Source organism: Streptomyces sp. NPDC091972 (assembly GCF_044756385.1).
In the GTDB taxonomy this organism is placed as follows: Bacteria; Actinomycetota; Actinomycetes; order Streptomycetales; family Streptomycetaceae; genus Streptomyces.
The window spans coordinates 1-24,759 of sequence record NZ_JBIVSV010000002.1 but is presented as its reverse complement, the minus strand read 5'-3'; the positions used below and the strand labels follow the sequence as shown (position 1 = coordinate 24,759).

General features: G+C 73.0%; 25 protein-coding genes and 1 tRNA gene. 8 read left to right on the top strand and 18 right to left on the bottom strand.

The window, feature by feature from the left end:
• Positions 1-46: 46 nt before the first annotated feature.
• The 7 genes from ACIQJT_RS05410 to ACIQJT_RS05380 form a co-directional block, all read right to left on the bottom strand.
• Positions 47-1,147, bottom strand: a complete 1,101-nt coding sequence (locus ACIQJT_RS05410) for a serine hydrolase domain-containing protein (protein ID WP_402640131.1) — start codon at positions 1,145-1,147, stop codon at positions 47-49.
• The gene (locus tag ACIQJT_RS05405; protein ID WP_365450876.1) at positions 1,144-2,064 is read right to left on the bottom strand and encodes a DUF6895 family protein; all 921 of its coding nucleotides are present in this window, start codon (positions 2,062-2,064) and stop codon (positions 1,144-1,146) included. The genes ACIQJT_RS05410 and ACIQJT_RS05405 overlap by 4 nt, the downstream gene beginning before the upstream one ends.
• Entirely contained in the window at positions 2,061-3,020 is a 960-nt protein-coding gene (locus tag ACIQJT_RS05400; protein ID WP_402641297.1) for a DUF6895 family protein, read from the bottom strand. Before ACIQJT_RS05400 ends, ACIQJT_RS05405 begins: the two co-directional genes overlap by 4 nt.
• A gap of 47 nt (positions 3,021-3,067) precedes the next feature.
• The gene (locus ACIQJT_RS05395) at positions 3,068-3,781 is read right to left on the bottom strand and encodes a hypothetical protein (RefSeq protein ID WP_402640129.1); all 714 of its coding nucleotides are present in this window, start codon (positions 3,779-3,781) and stop codon (positions 3,068-3,070) included.
• Between the two features lie 13 nt (positions 3,782-3,794).
• Positions 3,795-3,983 carry a hypothetical protein gene (locus ACIQJT_RS05390; protein WP_007381710.1) on the bottom strand — a complete coding sequence of 63 codons (189 nt, stop codon included), beginning with the start codon at positions 3,981-3,983 and terminating at the stop codon, positions 3,795-3,797.
• Positions 3,984-4,129: 146 nt separating this feature from the next.
• Complete coding sequence (locus ACIQJT_RS05385; protein WP_365450880.1) at positions 4,130-5,506, bottom strand: hypothetical protein; 1,377 nt, start codon at positions 5,504-5,506, stop codon at positions 4,130-4,132.
• Positions 5,507-5,586: 80 nt separating this feature from the next.
• Positions 5,587-6,357, bottom strand: coding sequence for a DUF4097 family beta strand repeat-containing protein (locus ACIQJT_RS05380; RefSeq protein WP_402640126.1), 771 nt, complete (start codon positions 6,355-6,357; stop codon positions 5,587-5,589).
• Between the two features lie 211 nt (positions 6,358-6,568).
• On the opposite strand from ACIQJT_RS05380, the gene ACIQJT_RS05375 reads away from it, so the two are divergent.
• A tRNA-Val gene (locus tag ACIQJT_RS05375) sits at positions 6,569-6,640 on the top strand.
• Between the two features lie 45 nt (positions 6,641-6,685).
• Here ACIQJT_RS05375 and ACIQJT_RS05370 read toward each other — a convergent pair.
• On the bottom strand, positions 6,686-7,024 hold the full coding sequence (locus ACIQJT_RS05370; protein WP_365450884.1) for a hypothetical protein: 339 nt from the start codon (positions 7,022-7,024) through the stop codon (positions 6,686-6,688).
• Between the two features lie 264 nt (positions 7,025-7,288).
• Positions 7,289-8,524: an MFS transporter gene (locus tag ACIQJT_RS05365; protein ID WP_402641294.1), complete on the bottom strand. Its 1,236-nt coding sequence runs from the start codon at positions 8,522-8,524 to the stop codon at positions 7,289-7,291.
• A gap of 258 nt (positions 8,525-8,782) precedes the next feature.
• On the opposite strand from ACIQJT_RS05365, the gene ACIQJT_RS05360 reads away from it, so the two are divergent.
• On the top strand, positions 8,783-9,208 hold the full coding sequence (locus tag ACIQJT_RS05360) for a DUF6003 family protein (RefSeq protein WP_365450886.1): 426 nt from the start codon (positions 8,783-8,785) through the stop codon (positions 9,206-9,208).
• A gap of 21 nt (positions 9,209-9,229) precedes the next feature.
• Here ACIQJT_RS05360 and ACIQJT_RS05355 read toward each other — a convergent pair whose 3' ends face one another.
• Together ACIQJT_RS05355 and ACIQJT_RS05350 are read right to left on the bottom strand one after the other, a co-directional pair.
• Positions 9,230-10,195 (bottom strand): YihY/virulence factor BrkB family protein, encoded by a 966-nt coding sequence (locus ACIQJT_RS05355; protein WP_053852775.1) that lies wholly within the window; start codon positions 10,193-10,195, stop codon positions 9,230-9,232.
• 61 nt (positions 10,196-10,256) lie between these two features.
• Entirely contained in the window at positions 10,257-10,805 is a 549-nt protein-coding gene (locus ACIQJT_RS05350; protein ID WP_402641291.1) for a YciI family protein, read from the bottom strand.
• Positions 10,806-10,989: 184 nt separating this feature from the next.
• Here ACIQJT_RS05350 and ACIQJT_RS05345 point away from each other — a divergent pair, with 184 nt between their 5' ends.
• Entirely contained in the window at positions 10,990-11,595 is a 606-nt protein-coding gene (locus tag ACIQJT_RS05345; protein ID WP_402640123.1) for a dihydrofolate reductase family protein, read from the top strand.
• Here the strand turns inward: ACIQJT_RS05345 and ACIQJT_RS05340 are convergent.
• Positions 11,553-12,539, bottom strand: a complete 987-nt coding sequence (locus tag ACIQJT_RS05340) for an alpha/beta fold hydrolase (protein ID WP_402640121.1) — start codon at positions 12,537-12,539, stop codon at positions 11,553-11,555. The two genes, ACIQJT_RS05345 and ACIQJT_RS05340, sit on opposite strands and share 43 nt — an antisense overlap.
• Before the next feature lie 135 nt (positions 12,540-12,674).
• On the opposite strand from ACIQJT_RS05340, the gene ACIQJT_RS05335 reads away from it, so the two are divergent.
• Positions 12,675-13,205, top strand: coding sequence for a GNAT family N-acetyltransferase (locus ACIQJT_RS05335; RefSeq protein ID WP_365450892.1), 531 nt, complete (start codon positions 12,675-12,677; stop codon positions 13,203-13,205).
• Positions 13,206-13,260: 55 nt separating this feature from the next.
• Here ACIQJT_RS05335 and ACIQJT_RS05330 read toward each other — a convergent pair whose 3' ends face one another.
• Complete coding sequence (locus ACIQJT_RS05330) at positions 13,261-14,175, bottom strand: ketopantoate reductase family protein (protein ID WP_402640118.1); 915 nt, start codon at positions 14,173-14,175, stop codon at positions 13,261-13,263.
• 117 nt (positions 14,176-14,292) lie between these two features.
• On the opposite strand from ACIQJT_RS05330, the gene ACIQJT_RS05325 reads away from it, so the two are divergent.
• A complete protein-coding gene (locus ACIQJT_RS05325; RefSeq protein WP_365450896.1) occupies positions 14,293-14,523 on the top strand; it encodes a DUF2277 domain-containing protein in 231 nt (76 codons plus the stop codon).
• An 855-nt stretch (positions 14,524-15,378) separates the two neighbouring features.
• On the opposite strand, the gene ACIQJT_RS05320 is transcribed toward ACIQJT_RS05325, so the two are convergent.
• The 4 genes from ACIQJT_RS05320 to ACIQJT_RS05305 all read right to left on the bottom strand — a co-directional run bounded on the left by ACIQJT_RS05320 (position 15,379) and on the right by ACIQJT_RS05305 (position 19,285).
• Positions 15,379-15,942, bottom strand: coding sequence for a DedA family protein (locus ACIQJT_RS05320; RefSeq protein WP_402641288.1), 564 nt, complete (start codon positions 15,940-15,942; stop codon positions 15,379-15,381).
• 211 nt (positions 15,943-16,153) lie between these two features.
• Positions 16,154-16,603 (bottom strand): DoxX family protein, encoded by a 450-nt coding sequence (locus ACIQJT_RS05315; RefSeq protein ID WP_402640116.1) that lies wholly within the window; start codon positions 16,601-16,603, stop codon positions 16,154-16,156.
• A 286-nt stretch (positions 16,604-16,889) separates the two neighbouring features.
• Entirely contained in the window at positions 16,890-18,569 is a 1,680-nt protein-coding gene (locus tag ACIQJT_RS05310) for an alkaline phosphatase D family protein (RefSeq protein WP_365450902.1), read from the bottom strand.
• 71 nt (positions 18,570-18,640) lie between these two features.
• The gene (locus ACIQJT_RS05305; protein WP_402640114.1) at positions 18,641-19,285 is read right to left on the bottom strand and encodes an HNH endonuclease family protein; all 645 of its coding nucleotides are present in this window, start codon (positions 19,283-19,285) and stop codon (positions 18,641-18,643) included.
• Between the two features lie 345 nt (positions 19,286-19,630).
• On the opposite strand from ACIQJT_RS05305, the gene ACIQJT_RS05300 reads away from it, so the two are divergent.
• Together ACIQJT_RS05300 and ACIQJT_RS05295 are read left to right on the top strand one after the other, a co-directional pair.
• On the top strand, positions 19,631-20,212 hold the full coding sequence (locus ACIQJT_RS05300; protein WP_365450906.1) for a TMEM165/GDT1 family protein: 582 nt from the start codon (positions 19,631-19,633) through the stop codon (positions 20,210-20,212).
• Between the two features lie 192 nt (positions 20,213-20,404).
• The gene (locus ACIQJT_RS05295) at positions 20,405-21,073 is read left to right on the top strand and encodes an HAD-IA family hydrolase (protein WP_365450908.1); all 669 of its coding nucleotides are present in this window, start codon (positions 20,405-20,407) and stop codon (positions 21,071-21,073) included.
• Between the two features lie 268 nt (positions 21,074-21,341).
• On the opposite strand, the gene ACIQJT_RS05290 is transcribed toward ACIQJT_RS05295, so the two are convergent.
• Positions 21,342-22,313 (bottom strand): peptidoglycan-binding domain-containing protein, encoded by a 972-nt coding sequence (locus ACIQJT_RS05290; protein WP_365450910.1) that lies wholly within the window; start codon positions 22,311-22,313, stop codon positions 21,342-21,344.
• Between the two features lie 160 nt (positions 22,314-22,473).
• On the opposite strand from ACIQJT_RS05290, the gene ACIQJT_RS05285 reads away from it, so the two are divergent.
• The gene (locus tag ACIQJT_RS05285) at positions 22,474-24,519 is read left to right on the top strand and encodes a DHA2 family efflux MFS transporter permease subunit (RefSeq protein ID WP_402640111.1); all 2,046 of its coding nucleotides are present in this window, start codon (positions 22,474-22,476) and stop codon (positions 24,517-24,519) included.
• Positions 24,520-24,759 lie beyond the last annotated feature (240 nt).

Genomic DNA, 24,759 nt, shown 5'->3' with positions numbered 1-24,759 from the left:
AGGGGCGGGGTCCGCGGACCCCGCCCCTCGCCGTCGCCCGCTCGCCCTACAACTCGGCCAGCAGCGCGTACGCGGTCGGGATGAAGGCGTCGCGGGCGCGGAAGCGGCGGGTGCACACGGCGGCCAACGCCGTGCCGATGTCGGGCCGGAAGCCCAGGAAGGCCTGCTGACCGAGGGTCGCCCCGCCGTGGAAGTACATCGGGCCGCACTCCGTGGGGTGCTGGAACCAGGCCACCGTGTGCACGTGCCGGTGCCCGACACCGCGCCGCAGCACCGGGCGGCGGACCGCGCGCAGCGCCCCGGCCAGGGGCCGCCCCGACGGTTCCAGGTGTGCCTCCAGGAACGTGAGCAGGTCGTGCGGGGTGGCCCGGACGGCGCCGGCCGCCTGGAAGCCGCCGACGGCCAGCGGGGGTACGGGCGTCGAGCCGTCCTTGCGGTGCCCGGTGGCGTCGGTGTCCGGGCCGCCCGGGCCGAGGCGGGCGTCGCTCAGTCCGAGCGGCTCCAGCACATGAGCGGTGAGCAGGTCGTCCCACGAGGTGGCGGTGGCCGCCGTCAGGGCGTGACCGAGGACGGCGACACCGAAGTTGGAGTAGTGCCAGCGGGTGCCGGGACGGCGGTGCCGCCGGTGGCGCAGGAAGGCGTCGACCACGCGCTCGGCCGGGTAGCGGGCGTAGGGGTTGGTGTGCCACGCCGGCAGCGCCCGGACGAAGAAGTCGGCGGGCAGGGCGGGCAGTCCCGAGGTGTGGGTGATCAGGTGGGCCAGGGTGACGGGGTGCTCTCCGGCCGGCCGCCCCGGGTCCAGGAGGGCGGCGGCGGGTTCGCCGGCGGACAGCACGCCCGTGTCGGTCAGACGGGCCAGCAGGAGTCCGGTGAACGTCTTGGAGGCCGACCCCATTTCGTAGCGGGCCCGCTCGCGGGGCACGGGCGGGGAGGGCGCGGTGCCTCCGGCGCGCACGGTGCGGCGGCCGTGCCGGGACAGGGCGAAGACGACGTCGGGCGCGTCCACGGCGGTGACGGCCGCGTCGAGCCGCCGCCGCACCTGCTCCTCGTCGTGGTTGTCGGGTGCCTCCCGCGACCTCGCACCGGTGAGGTCGAGCGGCTCGCCCGGCCAGGGAGCGGGACGCGCGGGGCGTGCGCCGGCCGTCACGACGGGGTCCGCGCCAACTGCGTCAGGGCGCGGGACATGGCGAGAACCGAGGCGAAGGCGGCGACGAGCGTGGGGTGGTAGACGATGTCGAAGACCTCGTCGGGCGTGCCCTCCGGCATGGTGCGCACGGCGGGCATCGCCCCGTCGGGCTGCTGGGCGGCGGCGAAGCCCTCCCAGGCCCGCTCGTCGAAGGTGGGGCGGGGCAGGCAGGCGTCGACGACGAGCAGTTCACCGAGCAGGTCCCAGCGTTGCAGGTCCAGCCAGTCGTCCAGCCAGACCGGCAGCCAGGTCGCGAGGTAGTCGGCGACATCGGCCGGCAGACCCCCGGGGTTCTCGCCCCAGTCGGTGAGATGGAAGACGGTGTGGGTGATGTCGTAGGCGATGTGCCCCTCCACCGTCCAGGGTTCGGGGGCGCGCCCCAGCCAGGTCGTGCCCACGAGGTCGGCCTCCGGGGTGCGGGGCGGCAGGCCGAAGCGGCGCTGGAAGGCGGACAGGCCGAGGCGGCGGACCGGTGACATCTCCAGGGCGGCGAAGCTGTCCAGCCGCTGGTTGAGCCGGAAGGCCCGCTCCGCCTCCGGGTTGCTGTAGCCCAGCTCCTGGAACGGCAGGTACACCTCGAAGGGGATGGGCGAGATGGGCTCGGTGTGCTGCCCGCGCACCAGCATCCGGCCGCCGTCCAGCGTGTGACACCAGGCGTGGTCGATCAACTGCCGTGCCAGCGTGGACTGCCGGGACCCGGCCACGCCTTCGCGGAACAACACCTTGCAGATGAGGGCCAGTTCGCCGACCGGCTTGAAGCGCTCCAGGAAGCCGACCTCCGGGTCGACGTCCAACTCCAGCCGGAACCCGTCCCGGTGGGCGTGCAGCCACTCCAGGGCGCCGACCCCGACCTGGTGGAAGAGACGTGTGTCGGTCATCCCGGGGCTCCTTGTCCGCCGGCCACGTCCACGGCCGCCTCCACGCCGTCCTCGCGCAGCCGGTCGAGGGTCAGCACGGTGGCGAAGACGGTCATCAGCGTCGAGTGGTAGCAGTCGAGGAAGGCCGGCTCGGCCGTGCGGCCGCCGCGCCCGCCGACCTCAGGGACGGCCCCGGAGTCGCCCTGGGCCGGGGACAGCCGCGTCCACGCCTCCTGGAGCAGGGCGCGGTCCGGCGGGCCGGGCAGGCTGCTCGCCACGGCCAGCAGTTCACAGCTCAGGTCCCACTGCTCGTCCTCCAGACAGGTGTCGAGCCAGGGCGCGAGCCAGTGCCGCAGGTAGGCCGCGACCGGCGGGGGCACGGCCTGCGGGGTCAGGCCCCAGTCGGTGAGGTGGAAGATCACATGGGTCAGGGTGTAGCCGGCGGCCAGTTCGAACGTCCACGGCTCCGGCAGGCCGGCGAGCCAGGTGCGGTCCAGCGCCGGCCCCATCTGCCCGTGCTGCGGGATGCCGCTGCGCCGCTCGGAGTTGAGCACGCTCATGCGCCGGTTCGGTTCCTGCTCCGTCACGTGCCAGCCGCGGGTGCGGGCCACGGTCGCCGTGGCGCGCTCGTAGCCGGCGTGGCGCAGGCCCGCCGACGCGAAGGCCGCGTAGACCTCCAGCGGATACGTGGCGAAGGGTTCCAGGCGCTGCAACTCCACGAACAGGGCGCCCCGACCGGTCTGTTGCCACGCGAACGACAGCAGATCGGACGCCGTCACGTGGAGCGGGTCGGCCGGATCGGTGTGCCGTCGTGCACAGACGCACACCTGGGCCAGCTCGCCGAGGGGCTTCCAGGTGGTGTTCACGTTGCCGTGCTCGGCGAGCGCGTCGTCGCCGAGCGCGAATCCGTCGCGGTGGGTGCTCACCCACGTCAGCGCGGCCTCGGCCAGGCGCCGTACCTCGTGCGCCGTCTGCATGTCCGGCGCCGCCGGGTCCTCGTGCGCCGTCCGTGCGTCGGGCGCCGTCACACCAGGACTCCGGTCCGCATCAGTTGCGCCGCCTCGACCTGCAACGCCACGCGGGCGTCCGTGCCGCCCATCTGGGCCACGAACTCCAGCCCGGTGTCCAGGCCCAGTGTCGGCGGCACCTCGTCGAGGAGGACCAGCCAGCGTCCCGCTCCGGCCGCCTGGAGCCAGTCGCGGCGGCGGACGGCCCGGACGAATCCCCGGGCGACGTCGACCGGGCGGCTGCGGGCCACCCGGGCCACCGCACAGTCGTCGCCGGGCAGCGCGAGCGGGGCGAGCACGGCGAGTTGGTGGGTCAGGAACTGCCACGGTGCCTCGTCGAGCCAGGCCGTCCCGGGCTCGGCGTCGTCGTCCGACGCACCGTCGAAGGACGCGTCCAGCCGCTGGAGCGCCCGCCTCATGGCCCAGTGGCTCCACGCCACGGCGGGAGACGCTTCGGCGGGGGGCGGGTAGGCGTGGACGGCTCTGCCGAACACCGAGAGATCGTCCGGATCGGGGGGCGGACAGCGCAACAGGACGCTCGGCAGCACGACATCGGCTCCCACCACCCGGACGGCGGCGAGGGACGGGTCGGCGGTCGTCCCGGGGCCGTGCCCCGTGGCGACCGCGCCTGCCAGCCGGAAGCGGTCTCCGCTCCGAAGAGCGGAGACCAGTTCCGAGGTGAGGCCCTGCACCGCGCCCGCGAGGCGGGTCGAAGTGCCTGACTGCTCCATTCGGATTCTCCCGTCAGCCCTTCTTCGGCCGTGGCGTCGGAGGCGACAGCAGGAGGTTGCTCGACGAGGACGTCAGAGCAAGCGCCGCGCACTGGCGGCTGTCGCGGTAGTAACCGTCGGCCTCGACGGGGTCGAGAGCCGCTTCGACGTCGGTGCCGGGGACCTCGGTCAGGTCCTCGAGCTGGAACTCGGTGGAGGACATACCACCATCTCCTTTGCGAGAGATATGCGGGTCTTCATCCATGTCACCGTATTGGGGCGATGTATGCAAAAAAGGTCGAAATGTCTAGTTCGTGCGAGATTCAATCTCCTGCTCGCGAGCAGGCCTCCGCCCCGGCGCGTGGCGCCTCAGTGCGCGCCGCCGCGCTCCTCGCGGATCTGCGAGACCACCCGGGCCACCGACTGCCGTACCGCTTCCGTCTCGGTGAGGAAGTGCCAGTAGTCGGGGTGGCGGCCCTCCAGGGTCGCGATCGCCCGGTCCAGGCGGGCCACCGAGTCGTCCAGGGGCCGCGCGTGCCGCGGATCGGGCGTGGTGCGGCCGGTCATGGCGAGGCGCTGGGCGTCGCGGATGGCGAAGCGGGTGCGGTCGATCTCCTGCTGGGGGTCCTTCTGCACGGCGTTCAGCCGGCGCAGCCGGTCACCGGCGGCGGAGACGGACTCGTCGGTGGTGTTGAGCAGGGCGCGGACCGTGGAGAGCAGGGCGGTCGCGTCCGGCCAGCGCTGTTCGTCGCGCGCGGCGCGGGCCTCGCGGAGCTTCTGCTCGGCCTGCCGGACGTTCTCCGCGGCCTGGTCCGGGACGTGCTGGAGGTCCTGCCAGCAGGCGACGGTGAACCGGCGGCGCAGTTCGCTCAGGACCGGGTCGACCTGGCCCGCGCGGGTGGTGAGGGCCTCGGCGCGGGTGCGCAGGGAGACCAGCCGGTGGTCGATCTCGGCGGCCCGCTCCGGCAGCCGCTCGGCCTCGACCCGGATCGACTCCGCCTCCCGGGCGACCCGCTCGGCCCGCTCCAGGGTCTGCGGGACGCCGTGCTGCCCGGCGCCCTGGTTCAGCTTGGTCAGCTCGGGTCCGAGGGCGGCGAGCCGGGCGGCGAGGTCGTCCGCCTTCAGCCCCGACTCCCGTACGGCGTCCAGGGCGTTGGAGGCGGCCAGCAGCCCCTGCCGCGCCCGCTCCACGGCCGGGGCGAGGCGGGCGAGCTGGGTCTCGGCCTTGCCCAGCAGCGGGCCGAGGCTGTCGCCGAAACGGTCCAGCTCCTTCTTGACATTGCCGAGCTCGTCCTTGGCCCGGGTGAGCTCGGTGCGCGCCTGGGCGGCGACCGCGGCCTCCAGGTCGTCCCGGTCGAGGTCGTGGGCGTCGACGGCCTCGATGTAGTGCTGGCTGGCCGTGTCGATCCGCCCGCTGATCGCCTGGAAGTCGGCGACCGCCCGCCGGGCCGCGGGGGAGTCGTCGACGGCCGTGATCGTCTCTATCGAGATCCTCAGATCCCGCTGCGCGGTGTCCAGTTCGTAGAACGCGGCCGCGGCGGCGTCCTTCGCGGCCTGCGCCTCGGCCCGCTGGCTGTCCGCGCGCCCGCCGAACCAGCGCCGGGTGCCGCCGCCGGCGAACGCGGCCGGCAGCGCGAGGGCGGCCAGCAGGGGCAGGCCCAGAAGAGCGAGGGTGTCCCCGAGTGCCTGACGGTGTGCGCGCGGCACCGACGCCGACGAGTACGGCCGCGATGGTGTCGCCGTCACATCCCTCTCCCGTGCTGTGGTCCGTCCTGGCGGTGCCCGGTGTCATTCTCCCACCGGTGAAGGACGAACACACGGGCCGGTCAGTTCGCGGTTCGCACCGTGACCTTCCCGTCTCCGCTCTGGGCGGACACGAAGTGGTCGCTGGAGTCGGACCGGGGCACGGACACGTCGACCCCTCCGTCGCCGGTCTTCGTGTCCACGCGGTAGGTGGCCCTCGGCAGCTCGACGGTCACCGAGCCGTCGCCGCTGCGGGTCTCCACCCGGTCCGGTACGACGCCGAGTTCGAGGTGGAGCGAGCCGTCCCCGGTGCGGGCGGTGACCCGGCGGGAGGTGACCTCCGCGCGCATCGACCCGTCACCGGTGTGCAGCTCCAGCGGCCCACTGGAGTCGGTGACCCGCACGGAACCGTCGCCGGTGCTGATGCTGAGCGGCCGGGTGAAGCCCCGGGCCCGCACGCTGCCGTCGCGGTCCTCGACCTTCACGCTGATGTCCCGCGGCACCTCGATGCGGTGCTTGGCCGCGCAGTCGGCGACGACGCCGCTGCACTTCATCCGCAGCACCAGCCGGTCGTCCTTCATCGACCAGGTCACCTCGGGGTCCTTGCCGACGGCCACGGTCCCCTGGAACCAGCGGGTGACCTCGACCGTGCCGGCCTTGTTCGAATCGGCGGCGACGATCTCCAGCGCCGAGTCGTCGGAGTCGACGGTCAGGGTGCGGCCCTGGAGGGCGAAGGACCTGTGGTCGGGGGTCTTGTCGTCCCCGGCGGAGGCACCGCAGGCGGTGGCCCCCGCGACGACGAGCGCGACGACCCCGGCCGCGGCGGCGGCACGTGCGGGAACGGAACGGACCATGATGATCTCCCCCTGATCTAGCCCTGGGCGGGCGGCCGCGGGCACTCCGCGACCCTGCTTCGACCCTAGGGACCGGGGACCTGACGGGGGATCCGGGCCGCTCCCGGATCGGGGGTGGGGTTTTCCCCCGTACCGACCCCGACGTCCGCGGGGCCCCGGGTAAGGGTTTGCGGGACAGGGTCCGGGGCAAGGTAGGCTGTCGACTCGTCTCGGGTGCGTAGCTCAGGGGTAGAGCGCCTGCCTTACAAGCAGGATGTCGGCGGTTCGAAACCGTCCGCGCCCACACCGTGAAGGACCCCGGCCGATCCCGGCCGGGGTCCTTCGTCGTTCAGCCCGCTTCCTGCCTGCGGGACGCGTGCTTCAGCTCGGTCCGGGCGTCCACGCGGTCCGATGTCTCCACCTCGGTCCAGAAGCGGTGGGTGGTGACGAAGACCGCGAGTTCGTGCTCGCGCCGGCGGAGCTTCTCCACCTCGGCCTGTTCGTCGGGCGTCCAGCCCGGGGAGGCGGGGCGCTCCACCTTCCGCCAGCCCGTGTCGTCGCTGAAGCCGTCCAGGGGTGCGACCGACCAAGGGAGCCGCTTGAGCAGGGCCGACAGCTCGGCCCGGACCTGATGCAGCTCCTCCTGACCGGCGAGGAGGTCACTCGGAAAGTCATAGGTCTTAGCCACGGAGCAATGCTACGCCTGTTCGATTTTGAGTGGCGAGTCGCTTCGTGAGGTTCATGCGAACGGGCGCCGCCGGGTCGTTCGGGCGCGGTCAGTCGGTGGTGGGGGCGGGGTGCTCGGACGGGTGTCGATGTGGCGTGGGTGGCGTGGGTGTCGGAAGGGCCTGTCCCGGGCGGGGGAGCGGGGGGCACCATGGGCGCGAGGCGCACGCTTCCGCCGTCGCCGGGAGGCAGACGTTCCGCGCAAAAGGGGAGGCTCGCGATCTGGTCAGTCGGTGGTGGGGGCCGGGAGGGTTCGTCCCAGGCGGGCGAGCGGGGACAGGGCCATCACCGCGGGCGACAGCAGCATGCCCGCCGCCGTCACCAGGAGACTGGTGCGCAGCCCCCACTCCTGCGCGAGGTGTCCGCCGAGCAGGGAGCCGAGCGGGGTCAGGCCCATGCCGACGAACGTGATCGTGGCGGCCGCCCGCCCCTGCATCCCGTACGGGGTGACCGCCTGCCGGACGGTCATGACCGTGACGTTCACCAACTGGCCGCCCGCCCCGAACACGAAGCCGACCGCGAGGAGCGCGGCGACCGTCACCGCGGACGAGCCGTGCAGCGCGGGCACCCACAGGAACGCGCCGTCGCCGATCGCCGCCGCCGACACCAGTACCGCGCCATGACCGAACCGGCCCGGAAGCCGGGCCGCGAGCAGCGAGCCCAGGAGCGCGCCCGGCCCGACCGCCGCGAGCGACAGTCCGACGACCGTGCCCGACAGATGCAGTTCGCGCGGCAGGAACAGCAGATAGACGGTCATCAGCGCGGCGAAGGAGAACTGGAAGGCCGCCGAGGCGAGACACACGGTCCGCAGCGAGGTCTCGCGCCCGACGAAACGCAGGCCCTCCCGGATGCGCAGCCCCGTGCCAGAGGGCCGTTCCGTGTGCTCCGGGACCGGCTCGCGGCGGCGGATCCGGCGGATCGACAGGAACGACAGCGCGAAGAACAGTGCGCCCGCCGCCGCGGCGACCGGCGCCGACAGCCAGGACACCAGCGCACCGCCGAGGGCGGGACCGCCGATCTGCGCCGCCGACCGGCTGCCCTCGAGCGCGCTGTTGCCGCGCACCAGCTGATCGCGTCGCACCAGCCGTACGAGGGACGACTGGTAGGCGACGTCGAAGAACACGGAGAGGACCCCGACGGCGAGGACGACCACGAACAGCGCGGGCAGCCCGAGCCCGCCCAGGAGCGCGGCCAGGGCGGCGGCGCCCAGGGCCAGGGCCCGGCCGGCGTCCGACACGATCATCACCGTGCGGGTGCGCCGTCCGTCCACCCACGCGCCGGCGAGGAGCGACAGCAGCAGGATCGGCGCCTGCCCCACCGCACGCAGGGCACCCAACTCGCCGGGACCGGCGTCGAGGGTCAGGACGGCGAAGAGCGGCAACACCAACAGGCTCGTGTGCTCGCCGAGTTGGGAGGCAGTCTGGCCCACCCAGAGGCTGCGGAAGTCACGGTCCCGCCACAGGCTCGGCGGGCGAGAACGGCTGGAATCGGAGGGAAGGGAGGAAAAGGGCAGCACGACGATCCCCGGACCGAAGACGGGCTGTGCCGCACCATCGAGCGCAGCACGCGATGACAGGCCGCTCACGGCCTACGACGTCAGCGCGCGCTCGGAAGACCGACCATGTCCTCGCTCCTCCCCGGTCACCCGCCGGACTGAACATTAGCCGGGCGAGGCGGGGTAAGGGGAGGTCGATCGACCGCTGGTGAGAAGGAGCCGAGGATGACCGACGACGCCTACCTGTTCCTGCTCGACGACGCGTCCGCGCGACTCGGCGTGGCCCCCGCCGCCGTCGGCGAGCTCGCGTGCATGGAGACCCCCGCGGTCCGCGCGTGGCTGGACGCCCAGGGGACCACGGCGACCTCCCCGCACCTGCGCCTGCTGCCGCCCGAGGAGACCGCCGCCGTGCCCGAGGGCGCCGAACGGCTGCCCGTGCCGCTGAGCGACGAGGAACTGAGCCGGGTCCGCCACCACCTGGCACCGGAGTCGCTCGCCGGGGTCGAGGAGGAACTCCTCGCCTACCGCGACTGCGCGGACGGCCGGGACGGACTGATCGGGCGCGCGCTGGCCGCCGGTGTGCCACCGCACCGCATCGTCGAACTGACCGGCGTCGACCCGGCCACGGTCACCGCCGCGGCGCAGGGCTGACGGCGGGAACACCGCGCGGCCTCAGTCGCCCGGGCCGGGATCCGGGTGCACGGCCGACTCGATGCCCGCGCGGGCGGCTTCGAGCTGGGCGGCGAACGCGATGCCGAGGAACAGGGCGACAGCGGTGAGGTTCGCCCACAGCAGCAGGGCGATGAAGGCCGTGAGCGGGCCGTAGACCGCGCCGAAGGCCCCGCTCTCCTCGACGTACAGCGCGAGCAGCCAGGTGGCCGACACCCACAGCAGCAGATGCACGGCCGAGCCGAACGCCAGCCAGGTGTAACCGGGCTGCACCCGCCGCGGCGACCACCGGAAGATCACGGCGGAGGCCACCCAGGCCAGCGCGAGCCCCACCGGCAGGTCCAGCACGCCCCACCAGCGCGGCCCGCCGCCCTCCCGGCCCGCGGACTCGGCGACCGCGTCGCCCACGGCCTCTCCGGCCACCAGGACGACGAAGCCCAGCACCAGGGGCAGCCCGGCGGCGACCGCGAGCACGATCCCGCGCGCGTACTTGCGCGGGAAGGGACGGTCGCGCTCGATGCCGTAGATCCGGTTCGCGCCGCGCTCGATCTGGCCCATGGCCGAGGCGAGGTTCAGCAGGGCGAAGCCCAGTCCCAGCCACAGGGCGAGCGTGCTCCAGACACTGCCGTGCGCGGTGCGGCGCGTCCCGTCGAAGGCGTCCTTCACGATGTCGGCGCTCGCGCCCGGCACGATCCGGCCGAGCGTGAGCTCGATGATCCGGCCCACGCCCTCCGTGTGCACCGACGTGGCCAGGCCGACCAGGGCGACGGTGCAGGGCACCAGCCCGAGCACCACCTGGAAGGCGAGGGCCCGCGCGTTGGTGAAGCCGTCGGCGTACCGGAACCGCGCGAAGGAGTCGGTCAGCAGCCGCAGGCCGCCGTAGTGGCGCAGGGCGGTGAACGCCTCGTCTCCGGAGAGCTCGTCCCCGATCATGTCCCGGGTCTGCGGGACGTGGACGGCGGTACCCATCTCGTGGACGCTCCTCGGTCGTACGGCTGGTCCCTGTGCGGTTGCCCCGAGAACGGGGTTGTCAGCGCCGCCCGCCGAACTCCCATTCGTGGACCTCCACCACGGCGTACCGGTCCGCGGTCAGCACGGCCCGCGCCCGCTCCGGGGCCGGGGCGCGGACCAGGGCGGCGGTGCCCAGCCAGGCGGTGGCGTCGTCCGAGAGCAGCGGTCCGTAGGCGATCAGGTCGTCCTTTCCCGGCGGTACGGCGAGGTCGGCGGGCTCTCCCGCGCCGAGCCCCAGCACCAGGTACCGGTCGCCGCCGGTCCGGCCCCCGGGGAAGTCCCACATGGTGCGGCCCAGCAGGTTGCGCCAGCGGCGCAGCAGCACGTCCCGGTAGGCGCCTGCCTGGTAGGTGGGCTCGTCGAACGCGAACGCGCGCGCCGCGGCCGGATCGGGCAGATCCACGATGTGCACGCTCCCGCTCGGCGTCTCCCCGTCGGCGGCGAACGTCGGCCCGCGGGCGATCAGTTCGGCCTCGTACCGGTCCATGTACGACCAGTGCGCTTCCGTCAGCTCCGCCCGCAGGGGCAGGGAGCCGGGCCGGTCACGGTGGTAGCAGAAGAACTCCATGCCGAGAGCCTGGTCCACGCGGGACGCCGTCTCAACGGCATTCGCCCGGTGGCGCGACCGCACCCGCCGTCGTCCGAGCGTGCGTCCATGATCTCGGGGACCGTCGTGCGCAGCCCGGCGATGACTTTCGGGGATGCAGCCGGTCTTCAGGGAGGACAGGAGCGCTGCCGGAGAGGAACAAGTCATGGACGATCCCCACACCGCGTCGGCGGTGGACATGGCGCCGCAGACCGCCGCAGGCAAGGTGCTCTGGCACTTCACCATGTCGCTGGACGGGTTCGTGGCGGGCCCCGGGCACACGATGGACTGGATGACGGGGTTCTCGTTCCGGCCCGGCCTCGTCGAGGAGTACGCCGCGACGACCGGGGCCGTGCTGGGCGGCCGGGACGGCTGGGACGCCTTCCCCGACGCCGGAGCCGTCTACGGCGGCGCGTGGCAGGGGCCGCTGTTCGTCCTCACCCACCACCCCGAGGACGCACCGCCCGCCCCCGGTGTGACCTTCCTGAACTGCGACGCCGCCGACGCGGTCCGGATCGCCCTGGAGGCCGCCGGCGGCAAGAACGTGGAGGTCTTCTCGCCCACGATCGGCCGGCAGCTCCTCGACCGCGGACTGATCGACGAGATCGACCTCCACATCGCGCCCGTCCTGCTCGGCGACGGGATTCGGCTCTACGACCACCCCGGCGGCGCACCCGTACGCCTCGAACGCCTCGACGGCATCGGCCGCACGGCCGCCGTGGACGTGCGCTACCGCCCGCTCGCCACCGATCCCAGCCAGCCGGTCAGGTGACGGCCGACCTCCTCGGGACGTTCCTGTTGGATCCAGTGGCCGCAGCCGTCCAGGAGGTGGGCGGCGTGCAGGCCGGGGAGGGTCGTGGGGAAGGCGTCGACGGCGTCGGACAGCCAGGTGGTGGAGGCGTCCAGGGTGCCGCCCAGGAAGAGGGAGGGTTGTCGGACCGGAGCTCCCGCGTGGGCGGCCAGTTCCTTCCAGTCCAGGTCCATCGCGCGGTAGCGGTTCAGGGCACCGGTCAGTCCCGTGCGCTCGAACTCCCCGGCGTAGACGTCGAGATCGTCCTCGCTGAGCCAGGCAGGGAGGCGGCCGGCGGGGAAGCGGTCGCGCATCCTGCCGCCCGGTGCGACGAAGTGCGGGTCGGCGGGCAGGCCGTGGGCGCCGGGCTTCGGCATGGTGTCGGCCGAGAGCGCGGCGTAGAAGCCGGCCAGCCAGCCGCGTACGTCCGGCTCTATCTCCCGTTCGGCCCGGCCGGGCTCCTGGAAGTAGGAGACGTAGAACTCCTCCTCCCCGCCGATCCCCGCGAAGACCTCGCTGGGGCGGGGACCGCCGGGCGGTGTGTACGGCACGCTCAGCAGGGCGACCGCGTGGAAGACGTCCGGCCTGAGCAGCGCCGAGTGCGCGGCGATCGTCGCGCCCCAGTCGTGCCCGACGACCACCGCGGAACGCTCGCCGAGCGCCTCCACCACGGCCACGTTGTCCGCCACCAGCTCGGTCAGCCGGTACGCCGCCACCGCCTCCGGCTTCGAGGAGCGGCCGTATCCGCGCACGTCCACGGCGACCGCGCGGTATCCGGCCGCGGCCAGCACCGGCAACTGGTGGCGCCACGAGTACCAGGACTCCGGGAAGCCGTGCAGCAGCAGGACGAGCGGCCCGGTGCCCTGTTCCACGAGGTGGATCCGGCCGGCGGGAGCGGGGACCAGACGGTGGGTGAGGTGCGGCACGTGTCCTCCGTACGTACGGATCACTGGCTACGACGATCCTGCGGTGCGGGGGCGGGGCGGCGCGAGGTCTGTTGCCGGTTCGGCAAATCCGCAGGCCGGGAGGCGTTGTCAGACCCCGCGCCTAGGGTGGCCGGCATGGATGTGGAGCAGGTGGAGCAGGTGGAGCAGGTGCGGTTGGTGCCCTGGGCGGAGGGCGACTTCTGGCTGCTGGAGCGGACCAACAGCCCGGAGATGACCGACCACTTGGGTGGCCCGGAGAGCGAGGAGAAGCTCCTCGACCGGCACCGGCGGTACGTCGAGCTGTCGTCCGGGCGGATGTACCGGGTCACGCTCGCGGACGGCGGGGAGACCGTCGGCTCGGTGGGGTTCTGGGAGCGGGAGTGGAGGGACTCCCCGGTGTGGGAGACCGGGTGGGGGATCCTGCCGGAGTTCCAGGGCCGCGGACTGGCCGCGCAGGCGGCCCGTGCCGTCGTGGAGGAGGCACGGGCCGCCGGCCGGCACCGGTATCTGCACGCCTTCCCGAGCGTGGAGCACGCCGCGTCGAACGGCGTCTGCCGCCGGGCCGGCTTCATCCTGCTCGGAGAGGCCGAGTTCGAGTACCCGAAGGGCCACTGGATCAAGTCGAACGACTGGCGGTACGACCTGACGGGCGGGGACGGCCGCTGAGAGCGCGGGCCGGGCACCGGTGGTGGCAGTGAGGGTGCGGACGGGCCGGGGGCTCTCAGCTTCCGGCGTCCGCCAGCTCCCGCACCACCCGGGTCGCGACGGACACCTTCACCCCGTGCCGGTCCGCCGCGCGGAGCAACGCCCCGCCGATCGCGTCCAGTTCGAGCGGGCGGCCCGCCTCCGCGTCACGCTGCATCGAGGACTTCGTCCCGGGCGGGAAGGCGTCGTAGCGGGCGAGGGCCTGGGCGGGGTCGGCAGGACCGCCGCAGGCCGCGCTGACCGCGGCGGTCTCCTCGACCAGGGCGGTCAGCTCCTCGCGGTGGCGGGTGCGCACCTCGCCGAGGGGGAGGGCGTGCAGCGTGGTGAGCAGCGCGAAGGGAGCGAGGAAGGACATCTTGGCCCACAGGGCGGCCGTCTCGTCGTCCAGCACACGGGTCGTGGGGCCGGCCGCGGCCAGGGCGGAGGCCAGTGCGTCGAGCCGCTCGCGGGGGACGCCCTCGCCGGTCAGGTCGAGCTCGGCGAAGGGGCTGCCGTGCTCGATGACGCCGGGCGCGACCCTCGTGGACTCGACGCGGATCACCGCGGGGGCGACCCGGTCCGGACGGTAGCGGGCGCGCAGGACCGCCGGGTGCTCGACGCCGTTGAGGAGGGGGACGACCAGGCCGTCGCCGAGCGCGGTGGGCGGGACGCGGTCGAGTGCGGAGTGCAGGGAGGTGTGCTTGACGGCGATCACGCATGCGTCGACCGGTTCGCGCAGCTCGGTGTCGGCCTCGACGGGGGTCGTGAAGTCGCCGAAGGTGCCGCTGCGGACCTGGATGCCGGCCGTGCGCAGGGTGTTCGCGGTGTCGTCGCCGGCCAGGCAGATCACCCGGTGTCCGGCGCGGGCCAGCAGGGCGGCGAGGAGGCCGCCGGTGCCGCCCGGGCCCAGGACGGCCACGGTGAGTTCACGGTGCGCGGAGTCGTGCGCCATGTCGGGTTGTTCCTCTCGTCGGTCGGCCCCGGAATCGGTGGCCGCCTCGGCGAGGATCATGACATTCGGAACGGGCGGACGGAAGCGCCGGTCCGCCCGGGGAGGGAGACTGTCGGTATGTGCCGCAGTATCAAGACGCTTCGTCCGCCCGTGTTGCCCGAGGAGGCGACGGAGGAGGAGATCCGGGCCGCCGCGCTCCAGTACGTGCGCAAGGTCTCGGGTTTCCGGGCCCCCGCCGCCCACAACCGGGAGGTCTTCGAACGAGCCGTGGAGGCGATCACGGAGGCGACCGCGGAGCTCCTGGCAGGCCTGGAAGTCCGAGGGGCGGCCCGCCGCGAGGCGAGCTGACCGGCCCCGCCCCCGGACGCGCGTCCAGCACGGGCCGCCCGCCGATGCGACCCGCCCGGGCCGCGGAGGCGCGCCGCTGAGAGGCCTCCGCCGATCCGCAGGCGCCGTGCGCCCTGCGGGCCTGCCGGGGCTTGGGCTGCCTGGGGCGTGGGGTTTTCGGCGCATGGTTCCGTGGGCTGATCGGCGATGTGCTCCCGCTGTCGCTTGGCCGGTCCCGGCGCGGCTTGGGCTGTCTGGGGGCGGGGGCTCGTCGGCGCACGGTTCTCTCGGCTGCGAGCCGATGAGGCATGTCCTGCTGGCGCCGGGCGGGTCTGCCGGGGCTTGGGCTGCCTGGCGTGTGGGTTTTTCGGCGCGTGGTTCCGTGGGTTGACCGGCGATGTGCTCGCGCTGTCGCTTGGCCGGTCCCGGCGCGGCTTGGGCTGTCTGGGGTTGGGGGCCCGTCGGCGCACGGTTCTCCTGGCTGCGAGCCGATGAGGCATGTCCTGCTGGCGCCGGGCGGGTCTGCCGCGGTTTGAGGTGCCTGGGGGTGTGGGAGCCCTTCGACGCGCTCCGAGTTGTGGGGCCTCGTGGCGCTCCGCTCCCCCCCGGCCCCGCGCCGGTGAGGTGCGTTTGCCGTCGTTGGGTCTCGTGGCCCGGCTGGGCGCCGGGGTGTGCTGCGCGGCTTCGGCTGGTCGCCGGCGGTGATCGTTCCACCGTCGCCCGGCGGTTCCCGCCGCAGTTCGACCCGACGGGGCCCTCGCACTGCCCCACGGGCACGGGGCGCAGCCACGCACACCCGGCCCTCACCCGGCGCGCGGATCAACCACGGGGAACTGGCGGTCACAGTCGCCCCACGCTCCGCTCGCGGCGAAGCGCTCAGCGGGCCTCGGCTTGCTCCGGGCGGGGGCGCATCACGTAGGCCGCCGCCGCTCCCGCTCCGAAGAGGGCCGCAACCGACACCCCCGTCGCCAGCCAGGTCGCCCCGAGCCAGTGGGCGCCGAAGTAGCCGAGGGCCACGCTGTACGCGGCCCAGGACAGGCCCGCGAGGGCGGACCAGGGGAGGAAGTCGCGGGCCCGGCGTTGGGCGGTGCCGGCCAGGAGAGAGACCACCGAGCGGCCGGCGGGGGCGAAGCGGGCGAGGACCACCAGGGCCCCGCCGCCCGCGGCGAGCGCGTCGCCGAGACGTTCCTGCGCGGTGGTGAGCCGGCGCGAGCGGGCGATCGCGCGGTCGAGGCGTTCGCCGCCGCGGAAGGCGAGGCGGTACGCCGCCAGGTCGCCCAGCACGGATGCGGTCGTCGCGCAGAGGATCAGGGCCATCACATCGGGGACCCGGCCGGTCGCCGCACTGCCCGCGGCCGCGGCCGTCGCGGCCGTGATCACCAGGACCCCGCTGGGCAGCACCGGCACGAACACGTCAAGGAGCACCGACAGCGCGACCATGGCATAGATCCATGGACTGCCGGTCAGTGACCCCAGGCTCTCCAACACCGCGACTCCCCGTGATTCCCCCGTAGACAGCCATACAGCGTACGCCCGGGCAGTGACAGGAGATTCACGGGGGGCTCATGAGATGAACGCGGCATGTTCACCCGGCTGCCTCGCACGGTGCCCTCCCCCACGGACGCCAGGGAGGGCACCGTACGGGCTCGTCTCAGACGGCCACCGGCTCCGGCGCCGGCTTGCGTTCCTGCGCCGAGCGCTTCGCGAGCAGCCGGTCCAGGCCGAAGGCGCCGGACCCGGTGAAGACGAGCAGCAGGAAGGCCCAACTGAACATCGCGGCGGCCTCACCGCCGTTCTCCATGGGCCACAGCGCCATCGGCTGGTGCACCTTGAAGTACGCGTACGCCATGGACCCCGCGGCGAGGAACGCGGCGGCGCGCGTGCCCAGACCGAGCAGGACGAGGCTGCCGCAGACGAGCTGGATCACGGCCGCGTACCAGCCCGGCCAGGTGCCCGCTTCGAGGGTGCCGCCGTCGGTGCCCGCGGCACCGCCGAGCACGCCGAAGAGGGAGGCGGCGCCATGACAGAGGAAGAGCAGGCCGACGACGATGCGATACAGGCCGAGGGCATATGGCTGGGCGCTGTTCAGGCGTCCGGTCATGTGGGGGACTCCTTCGGTCGGGTCGGTCCCACAGGGGGGTCGCCCCAGGGGGATGGGAGCCGAATCAGCCCTTAACGCTAGGTGTCCCCGATCTCTGCTTGCAAGTTCAACATTTAGCCATGAGTTTGCCTCTGCCGCCCCTTCCGTCTCACCCGAAGTCGCACGTGGGAGCGCTCCCACCCTCCCGTCGGGTGACCGAAAGTGTGTCCGAATGCTCACCGGCCTGAAGGTAAGTCGATGACGAACCGCCCTGCTGCGGAACGTTTTTGACGGCGTGTCCGGTGCGTCAGGCGCTGGGACGGGTGACGCGGGACACCTCGTGTCCGCTCTCGCCGGTGAGTTCGGACTCCGAGATCGTCACCAGCCGGGTCCGGCCCTTGCCCGACTCCCGGGCGTGGTCCAGCCGCAGCCGCGCCGAACGCCCGTTCAGCGTCAGCGTCATGAGCTGGTTGCCGAACCACGGCCCGCCGGTGTGCCGCCAGGAGACCGGCGGTCGCGCGCAGCGTCCGTGCCGGGCGAGGCCCCGCCCGAGCGCCCGCGCCACCGCGCTCCAGCCGAAGCGGAAGCCGTACCGGATGGAGGAGGGCACGGAGTTGTGGACGGGGGAGCAGGTCAGCTGGAGGACCCGGGCGTCCGGCCCGCCGCTGCGCCACTTCGGCTCGGCCACGTACGCGTGGTGCACGTCCCCCGACAGCACCAGCACCGTCGCCGGCGCCTCGGGGCCCGAACCCACCTCGGCGATCAGGTCCGCCAGCGCCGCGAAGGAGTCCGGGAACGCCGCCCAGTGCTCCAGATCCGCCTTGCGCCGCAGGTCCTCGCCGAACCGGGCCCAGCGCGCCCCGCGCTCCCCCCGGCACAGCGCGGCGTCCCACGCCTCGGCGTCGTGCACCAGGTGCGGCAGCAGCCAGGGCAGCGAGGTGCCGATCAGGAGGTGGTCGTAGGAGGAGCGGTCCTCCAGCACCTGTCCGCGCAGCCACTCGGCCTCGCCGGGGTCCAGCATCGACCGGTTGTCCTCGTCGAGGACCCGGGCGGCGCGGGAATCGACCATGACCAGCCGCACCCGGCCGAAGTCGCGCCGGTAGCTCCAGCGCACGGAGGCCGCGTCGGCCTCGGCGCGGCAGGCGAAGGCGCGCAACTCGTCGGTGCCGTCGGGGGACCGGCGGACGGCCTCGTAGAGGGGGTCGGCGGCCAGTTCGGACGGGGGGAGGTTGCCCAGGTGCTGGTAGACCCAGTACGACATCAGTCCGCTCAGCAGCCGCTCCCGCCACCAGGTGAGGGCGCGCATGTCCTCGACCCAGGAGGCGGAGGTGTTCCAGTCGTCGATGACGTCGTGGTCGTCGAAGATCATGCAGCTGGGCACGGTGGACAGCAGCCAGCGCACCTCGGGGTCGAGCCAGGACTCGTAGTAGAGGTGGGTGTACTCCTCGTAGTCCGCCACCTGGTCGCCCGGCGGGTCGCTCAGGTCGCGGCGGGCAGCCAGCCAGCGCTGCGTGGCCGGGGAGGTCTCGTCGGCGTATACCTGGTCGCCCAGCAGGAGGAGGACGTCCGGGCGCTCGCCCTCCGGGTCGGCGGCGATACGGGCCGCGAGGGTGTCCAGGGCGTCGGGGCCCACGGGGTCCTTCTCGCCCTCCGGGGGCGCGGCCCAGCGGCAGGATCCGAAGGCGACGCGCACGGGCGCCTCCTCGGTGGGCGTGTGGATCACCGAGGGCGGGAAGGGCGAGTCGGCCAGCGGCCACACGCGTGTGCCGTCCAGGAGCACCTCGTACGACCGCTGTGTGCCGGGGGCGAGGCCGTCGACCGGGACGAGGGCGTAGTAGTGGCCCGCGACCTGGAAGGTGGGGGACTCGCCACCGGTGCCGTCCGAGCAGCGCACCTCGACGGTGCACGGACGGCTCGTCTCGACCCATACGGTCGCGGACGAGCCGTCGACGTACCTGAGCAGTGGTCCTACCCGCAGATCCGTCACGTGATCCTCCTCCGTCGCCCCGTACGGTACGGAACGACGGAGCTCCGCGGGGAGATTCCGGCACGGAATCGTCAGCAGTTGGCGAGGTAGCCGCTGAGCGCGCTCTTCTCCGCGGAGTCGACGGAGAGGCCGTAGTAGTACTTCACCTGGACCCAGGCGCGGACGTAGGTGCAGCGGTACGAGGTGAGCGACGGCATCCAGGTGGCCGGGTCCTGGTCGCCCTTGGACTGGTTCACGTTGTCGGTCACCGCGAGGAGCTGCGGGCGGGTGACGTCGTTGGCGAAGGACTGGCGCCGGGACGTGGTCCAGGCGCTCGCGCCGGAGTCCCACGCCTCGGCGAGCGGGACCAGGTGGTCGATGTCGACGTCGGAGGCGGCGGTCCAGGTGGCGCCGTCGTACGGGGAGTACCAACTGCCGCTGGTGGCGGCGCAGGCGGAGTCGGTGACGACGTTCGAGCCGTCCCGCTTGAGGATGTACTCGCGGGTGTTGCAAGTGCCGCTGATGGTGATCCAGGTCGGGAACAGGTCCCGGCTGTAGCCGGTGCGGTTCTCGGTCGCCACGGTGAGCGAGGCGAGGTAGGTGCGCGCGGTGGCCGCGCTGACCGGGGTGGGGAGGGCGGCGGAGGCGGTCGGGCCGTTGAGAACCGCGACGGAGGCTATGAGCGCGGTGAGCGCGCCGAGTATGCTCAGCCGTCGACGCGCGTAGAACTTCGACATGCGAACTCCCTTGGGAGGCAGGGGTGTTGGAGCGCGGGCGGTGGAATGCTCGCGGCTCCGTGTTGCCGGGGGATGTGCGTACGGTGAGAAGTTAGTGACGCGTACATGACACGACAAGGTCTACGGCGGAACGATCACGTACGATGGACGGTGTTGAAGGGGAGTAGCTCTTCGCCGGACCGTCGACATACTGCTCAGCTCGTCTGAGCCGGCGCCCGGAGGCAGGTCTTCAGGGACCGGCCAGCGAGACCTTCGGCCAGTAGTGCACTGACTGTGTGCTGCCGTGCCGAGGCGTCGTTTCGCAGGAACACTCTCGGTGGGGCAGCCCCGACCGATTGAGGACCCTTGATCAGCTTCACCGTGACGGCCGTCGTCTTCGGCGTCGTCTTCCTCGCCGAACTGCCCGACAAGACCGCGCTCGCCGGTCTCGTCCTCGGCACCCGCTACCGCGCCTCCTATGTCTTCGCGGGCGTCGCCGCCGCATTCGCGCTGCACGTCGCGCTCGCCGTCGCGGCCGGCAGTGTGCTCACCCTGCTGCCGCAGCAGATCGTGCAGGCGCTGACGGGCGTGCTCTTCCTCGGCGGCGCGGCCGTTCTGCTGCTGAAGAAGGACGACGGCGAGGAGGAGATCCGCAAGCCCGAGGACCAGTCCTTCTGGAAGGTGGCCGGGGCCGGGTTCATGCTGATCCTCGTCGCCGAGTTCGGGGACCTGACCCAGATCATGACGGCCAACCTCGCGGCCCGCTACGACGACCCGCTCTCCGTCGGCCTCGGCGCGGTGCTCGCGCTGTGGGCGGTGGCCGGTCTCGGCATCGTCGGCGGAAAGGCCCTGATGAAGCGGGTCCCGCTGAAGCTGATCACCAAGGTCGCGGCGCTGCTGATGCTGGCGCTCGGGCTGTGGAGCCTGTGGGAGGCCGTGGCCGGCTGAGCTGAACGGCGGGTGAACTGTTCCGGGCGGTCCCCGAGGGGTGGTGGCGGGAACCGGCTCGATTTTGTACCGTGGAGAAACAAAGTGGCCTCCGCCCGTTTTCCCTGACCGGCGGGCGGGGCCGCCTTGTCCCTCCGGGAGGTGCGGGGGAGACACCTCCGAAGCCCCCCGTCCCGCGTCCTGGAGCTGCCGATGACGGCCACCGCCGCCCCCACCGTGCTCACCGCCCGCGCCCTCCTGCTCGACATGGACGGCACCCTCGTCAACTCCGACGCCGTGGTCGAACGCATCTGGCGCCGCTGGGCCGACCAGCACGGGCTGGACGGCGACGAGGTCATGAAGGTGGTCCACGGCCGCCAGGGCCACGCGTCGATGGCGCTCCTGCTGCCCGACCGTCCCGTGGAACGCAACCTCGCGGACAACGCGCGCATGCTCGCGGAGGAGACCGCGGACATGGACGGGGTGGTGGCGATACCGGGCGCGCCGGAGTTCCTCGCGTCCCTGCGCGGACTGCCCCACGCGCTGGTGACCTCGGCCGACGTCCCCCTCTCCACGGCCCGGATGGCGGCCGCGGGCCTGGACCTGCCCGACGTCCGCGTCACCGCGGAGTCGGTCGGCGCCAGCAAGCCCGACCCCGAGGGCTTCCTCAAGGGGGCCGCGGAGCTGGGTGTGGCGCCCGCGGACTGCGTGGTCTTCGAGGACTCGGGCGCGGGCATCGCGGCCGGCAAGGCGGCGGGCATGCAGGTCGTGGGAATCGGCCCGAGGGCCGGCCTGCACGACCCGGACGTGGTCGTACGGGACCTGACGCAGGTGCGGGTGGAGGCACGCGGAGACGGCACGATCCGGCTGCACGTGGGCTAAGAGCCTTGCGGGGTGCGGGGCCGGGGGGAAGGCGCGGCTCCTGGTGGAGGGTTCCGGCTGCGCCGAGGGTGTCCCTTCCGGCCGTGCCGTGCTCGCTGTCGGGTCCGTGCGGCCGGTCGCTCGCGATGGTCCGGGCTCGGTCCTGACGGCAGGCTTCGGCTCCGGGTCGGGTGAGAGCCACCCGGGGGTACGGGGCGCGTGCTTTCTGCTCCGACGCACCGCCCCGCTCTCCGAGACCTGCTGCGACCGGTCCCGTGGCGCGCGGCGCCTACGGCTCTCTGGTCTCCGACTCCAGTCGCTCTCGGGTCGCCAGGTCGTACACCCCGCGTTCCGCGCTCTGGAGTCCCCGCTGCCACTGGTACACGGCGACCGCGTCCTCGACGCCCTCGTTGTAGTGGCCGGAGGGCTTGCGTCCGTACAGGCCGAGCTGGGTGAGGCGCAGTTCGAGCTCGACGACCTCCGGGCCCTCGGAACCCCGTCGCAGAACCGGCGGAGCCGCTTCTTCCGCCGAGTCCGCACCGGCCGCCGGCTTCGTCGCGGTGGAGGCCGTCGGGCTCGCCGAGGGCGCTGCCGAGCGGGAAGGGCCGGGGGAGGCGCTGGACTCCGACGCGGACGGGGAGGCCGAGGGGCTCGCGCTCGCCGTGGCGGACGGGGACGCGGAGGACGGCCGTACGGAGGGCGTGGGCGCGGTCGGGGACGCCGACGGCGCGGTCGTCGTCACGTCCGGGACGGCCGGCCGCACGTCCCGCGGTGCCGCCTCGTCCCGTGACGGCGGGTCGTACGTGAACAGCCCGCCGGCGACGGCCGCTGCGACCACGGCCACCACCGCCCCGGCCGAGGCGAGGAGGACGGTACGGCGGCGGGCGCGGCGCGGCCGCGGGTCCGGGGCAGGGCCGGGTGCGGAGAGTTCCTCATCCGGCTCGAACAGGCTCAGATCCGTGGGATTAGGGGCGCTCGGCGACGGTGGCGGTGTCGACGTCGGTGGTGACGGCGGCGCCGGCACGTGCAGCGGCACCGTGGCCTCCGGTGCGGGCACCCGCGGCACCGGTGCCGTCTCCTCGTCCAGCTCGACGTACGGCCGTATGCGCAGCGGATCGAAGTCCTCCGCCGCGGCCGCCTCCGCCGTACGCGCGTCCCGCAGCGCGTCCGACGCGCGCCGGGTGCACCCGCACGACGGGGTGTTGTCCGCCCCTCTCGGCGTCCCGCACTCCGGGCACAGATGGCCGTTCGACTCCGCCATGTGTTCGTCCCTCCCCTCACAAACTCCAGAGATTATGCAGAACCCCTCCACAGACGACTTTCGGAAGCCCCCGGAATATCCGCTTCCAACAGGACTCAACAGGCCGTAAACGGTCACACCGACCACGATGGAGAGGTAACGAGAGCCTCGGGAGGTCTTCATGGCCGCGGATGCGCACGGTATGACGGAGGATGTGCGAGACACGCGAGAACACCCCGTGTCCGGCAACGTCCTCGTCTCGATCGGGGCCCTGCTGCTGGGCATGCTGCTCGCCGCGCTGGACCAGACGATCGTCTCCACCGCGCTGCCCACGATCGTCAGCGACCTCGGGGGCATGGAGCATCTGTCCTGGGTCGTGACCGCGTATCTGCTCGCCTCCACGGCGGCGACACCGCTGTGGGGCAAGCTCGGTGACCAGTACGGGCGCAAGCGGCTGTTCCAGACCGCGATCGTGATCTTCCTGATCGGCTCGGCGCTGTGCGGGATGTCCCAGGACATGACCCAGCTCATCGCCTTCCGGGCGCTCCAGGGGCTGGGCGGCGGCGGGCTCATGGTGCTGTCGATGGCGATCGTCGGCGACCTCGTCCCGCCCCGCGAACGCGGCCGCTACCAGGGGCTGTTCGGGGCGGTGTTCGGCGCGACGAGCGTGCTCGGGCCGTTGCTGGGCGGGCTGTTCACCGAGCACCTGAGCTGGCGGTGGGTGTTCTACGTCAACCTGCCCGTCGGTGTGGTCGCGCTGGCCGTGATCGCCGTGGTGCTGCGGATCCCGCGCAAGTCGACCAAGCACGTCATCGACTACCTGGGGACCTTCCTCATCGCCGCCGTCGCCACCTGTCTGGTGCTGGTGGCCTCGCTGGGCGGGAACACCTGGGGATGGGGTTCGCCCCGGATCGTCGGGCTCGCGGTGCTGGGAGTGCTGCTCGCGATCGCGTTCGTGGCGGTCGAACGGCGGGCCGCCGAGCCCGTGCTGCCGCTGAAGCTGTTCCGGGTGCGGACCTTCACCCTGTCCGCCGTCATCAGCTTCATCGTCGGGTTCGCGATGTTCGGGGCCATGACCTATCTGCCCACCTTCCTCCAGGTGGTGCAGGGCGTCTCGCCGACCATGTCCGGGGTGCACATGCTGCCCATGGTGTTCGGGCTGCTGCTGTCCTCGACCGTGTCCGGGCAGATCGTCAGCCGTACCGGGCGGTGGAAGGTGTTCCCGGTGGCCGGGACCGCGGTCACCACGCTGGGACTGCTGCTCCTGCACCGGCTCGACGAGAGCAGTTCCACCTGGGTGATGAGCGCCTACTTCTGTGTGTTCGGGCTGGGGCTCGGCCTGGTCATGCAGGTGCTGGTGCTGATCGTGCAGAACGCCGTCTCGTACGAGGACCTCGGCGTCGCCACGTCCGGTGCGACCTTCTTCCGGTCCATCGGGGCGTCCTTCGGCGTCGCCATCTTCGGTACGGTCTTCGCGAACCGGCTCGGCGACAAGCTGGCCGAGGCGCTGCGCGGGGCCCAACTGCCGCCCGGGGTCTCGGTGTCGGAGCTCGAGGCCGACTCCCGGGGGCTGGCCGAACTGCCGGGCGCGCTCAGGCCCGAGGCGCTGCACGCGTACGCCTCGTCGATCACCGACGTCTTCCTCTACGCCGCGCCCGTCGCGTTCCTCGGCTTCGTGCTCGCGTGGTTCCTCAAGGAGGACCGGCTGCGGGGGTCGGTCACCGCGCCCGACGTCACGGAGACGCTCGCCAGCAATCCGGTGGAACGGTCGTCGTACGACGAGGTGTGCCGGGCCCTGTCGGTGCTCGGCACCCGGGAGGGGCGGCGGGAGATCTACCGCGAGATCACCGCGCGGGCGGGGTACGACCTGCTGCCCGCGTCGAGCTGGCTGGTGCTTCGGATCCGCAAGTACGGGTGGGTGGAGCCGGCGCTGCTCGCCGAGCGGACCTCCGTGCCCCTCGGGGCGATCATCGAGGCGGCACGGCAGGTGGAGGAGCGCGGGCTGGCCTCCCGCCAGGGCCTCGACCTGCTGCTCACCGAACAGGGCCGGGAGGTCGCCACGCGGCTCGCGTCGGCGCGGGAGGAGTCCCTGGGGGAGCTCCTGGGGGACTGGTGGGGTCCGGACCGGCCCACCGATCTCACCCAGCTCGTGAAGGATCTGAACGACGAGATGTGCGGGTCTGCGCGGGAACAGCCGCATGACGGGGGTGCGGGGGCTCGTCTGTGACGGTGCGGCCTTCGGTCGAGCGGGTTCGTGTGCGGGTTCGGTGGGGGCGGGCGTTCTGCGCAGTTCCCCGCGCCCCTGGTGCCTGGGGCGCAGCCGCATGTTCGGTGGGGGCTTGTGTAGCGCGTGCGGTGCGGTTGGGGGGCGGGGCCGGGGTGGGGGGGGGGGGGGCCCCCGGCGGGCCCCCCGGGGGGGGGGGCGGGGGGGGGGGGGGCACCCCCCCCCCCCCGGGGGGCCCCCCCC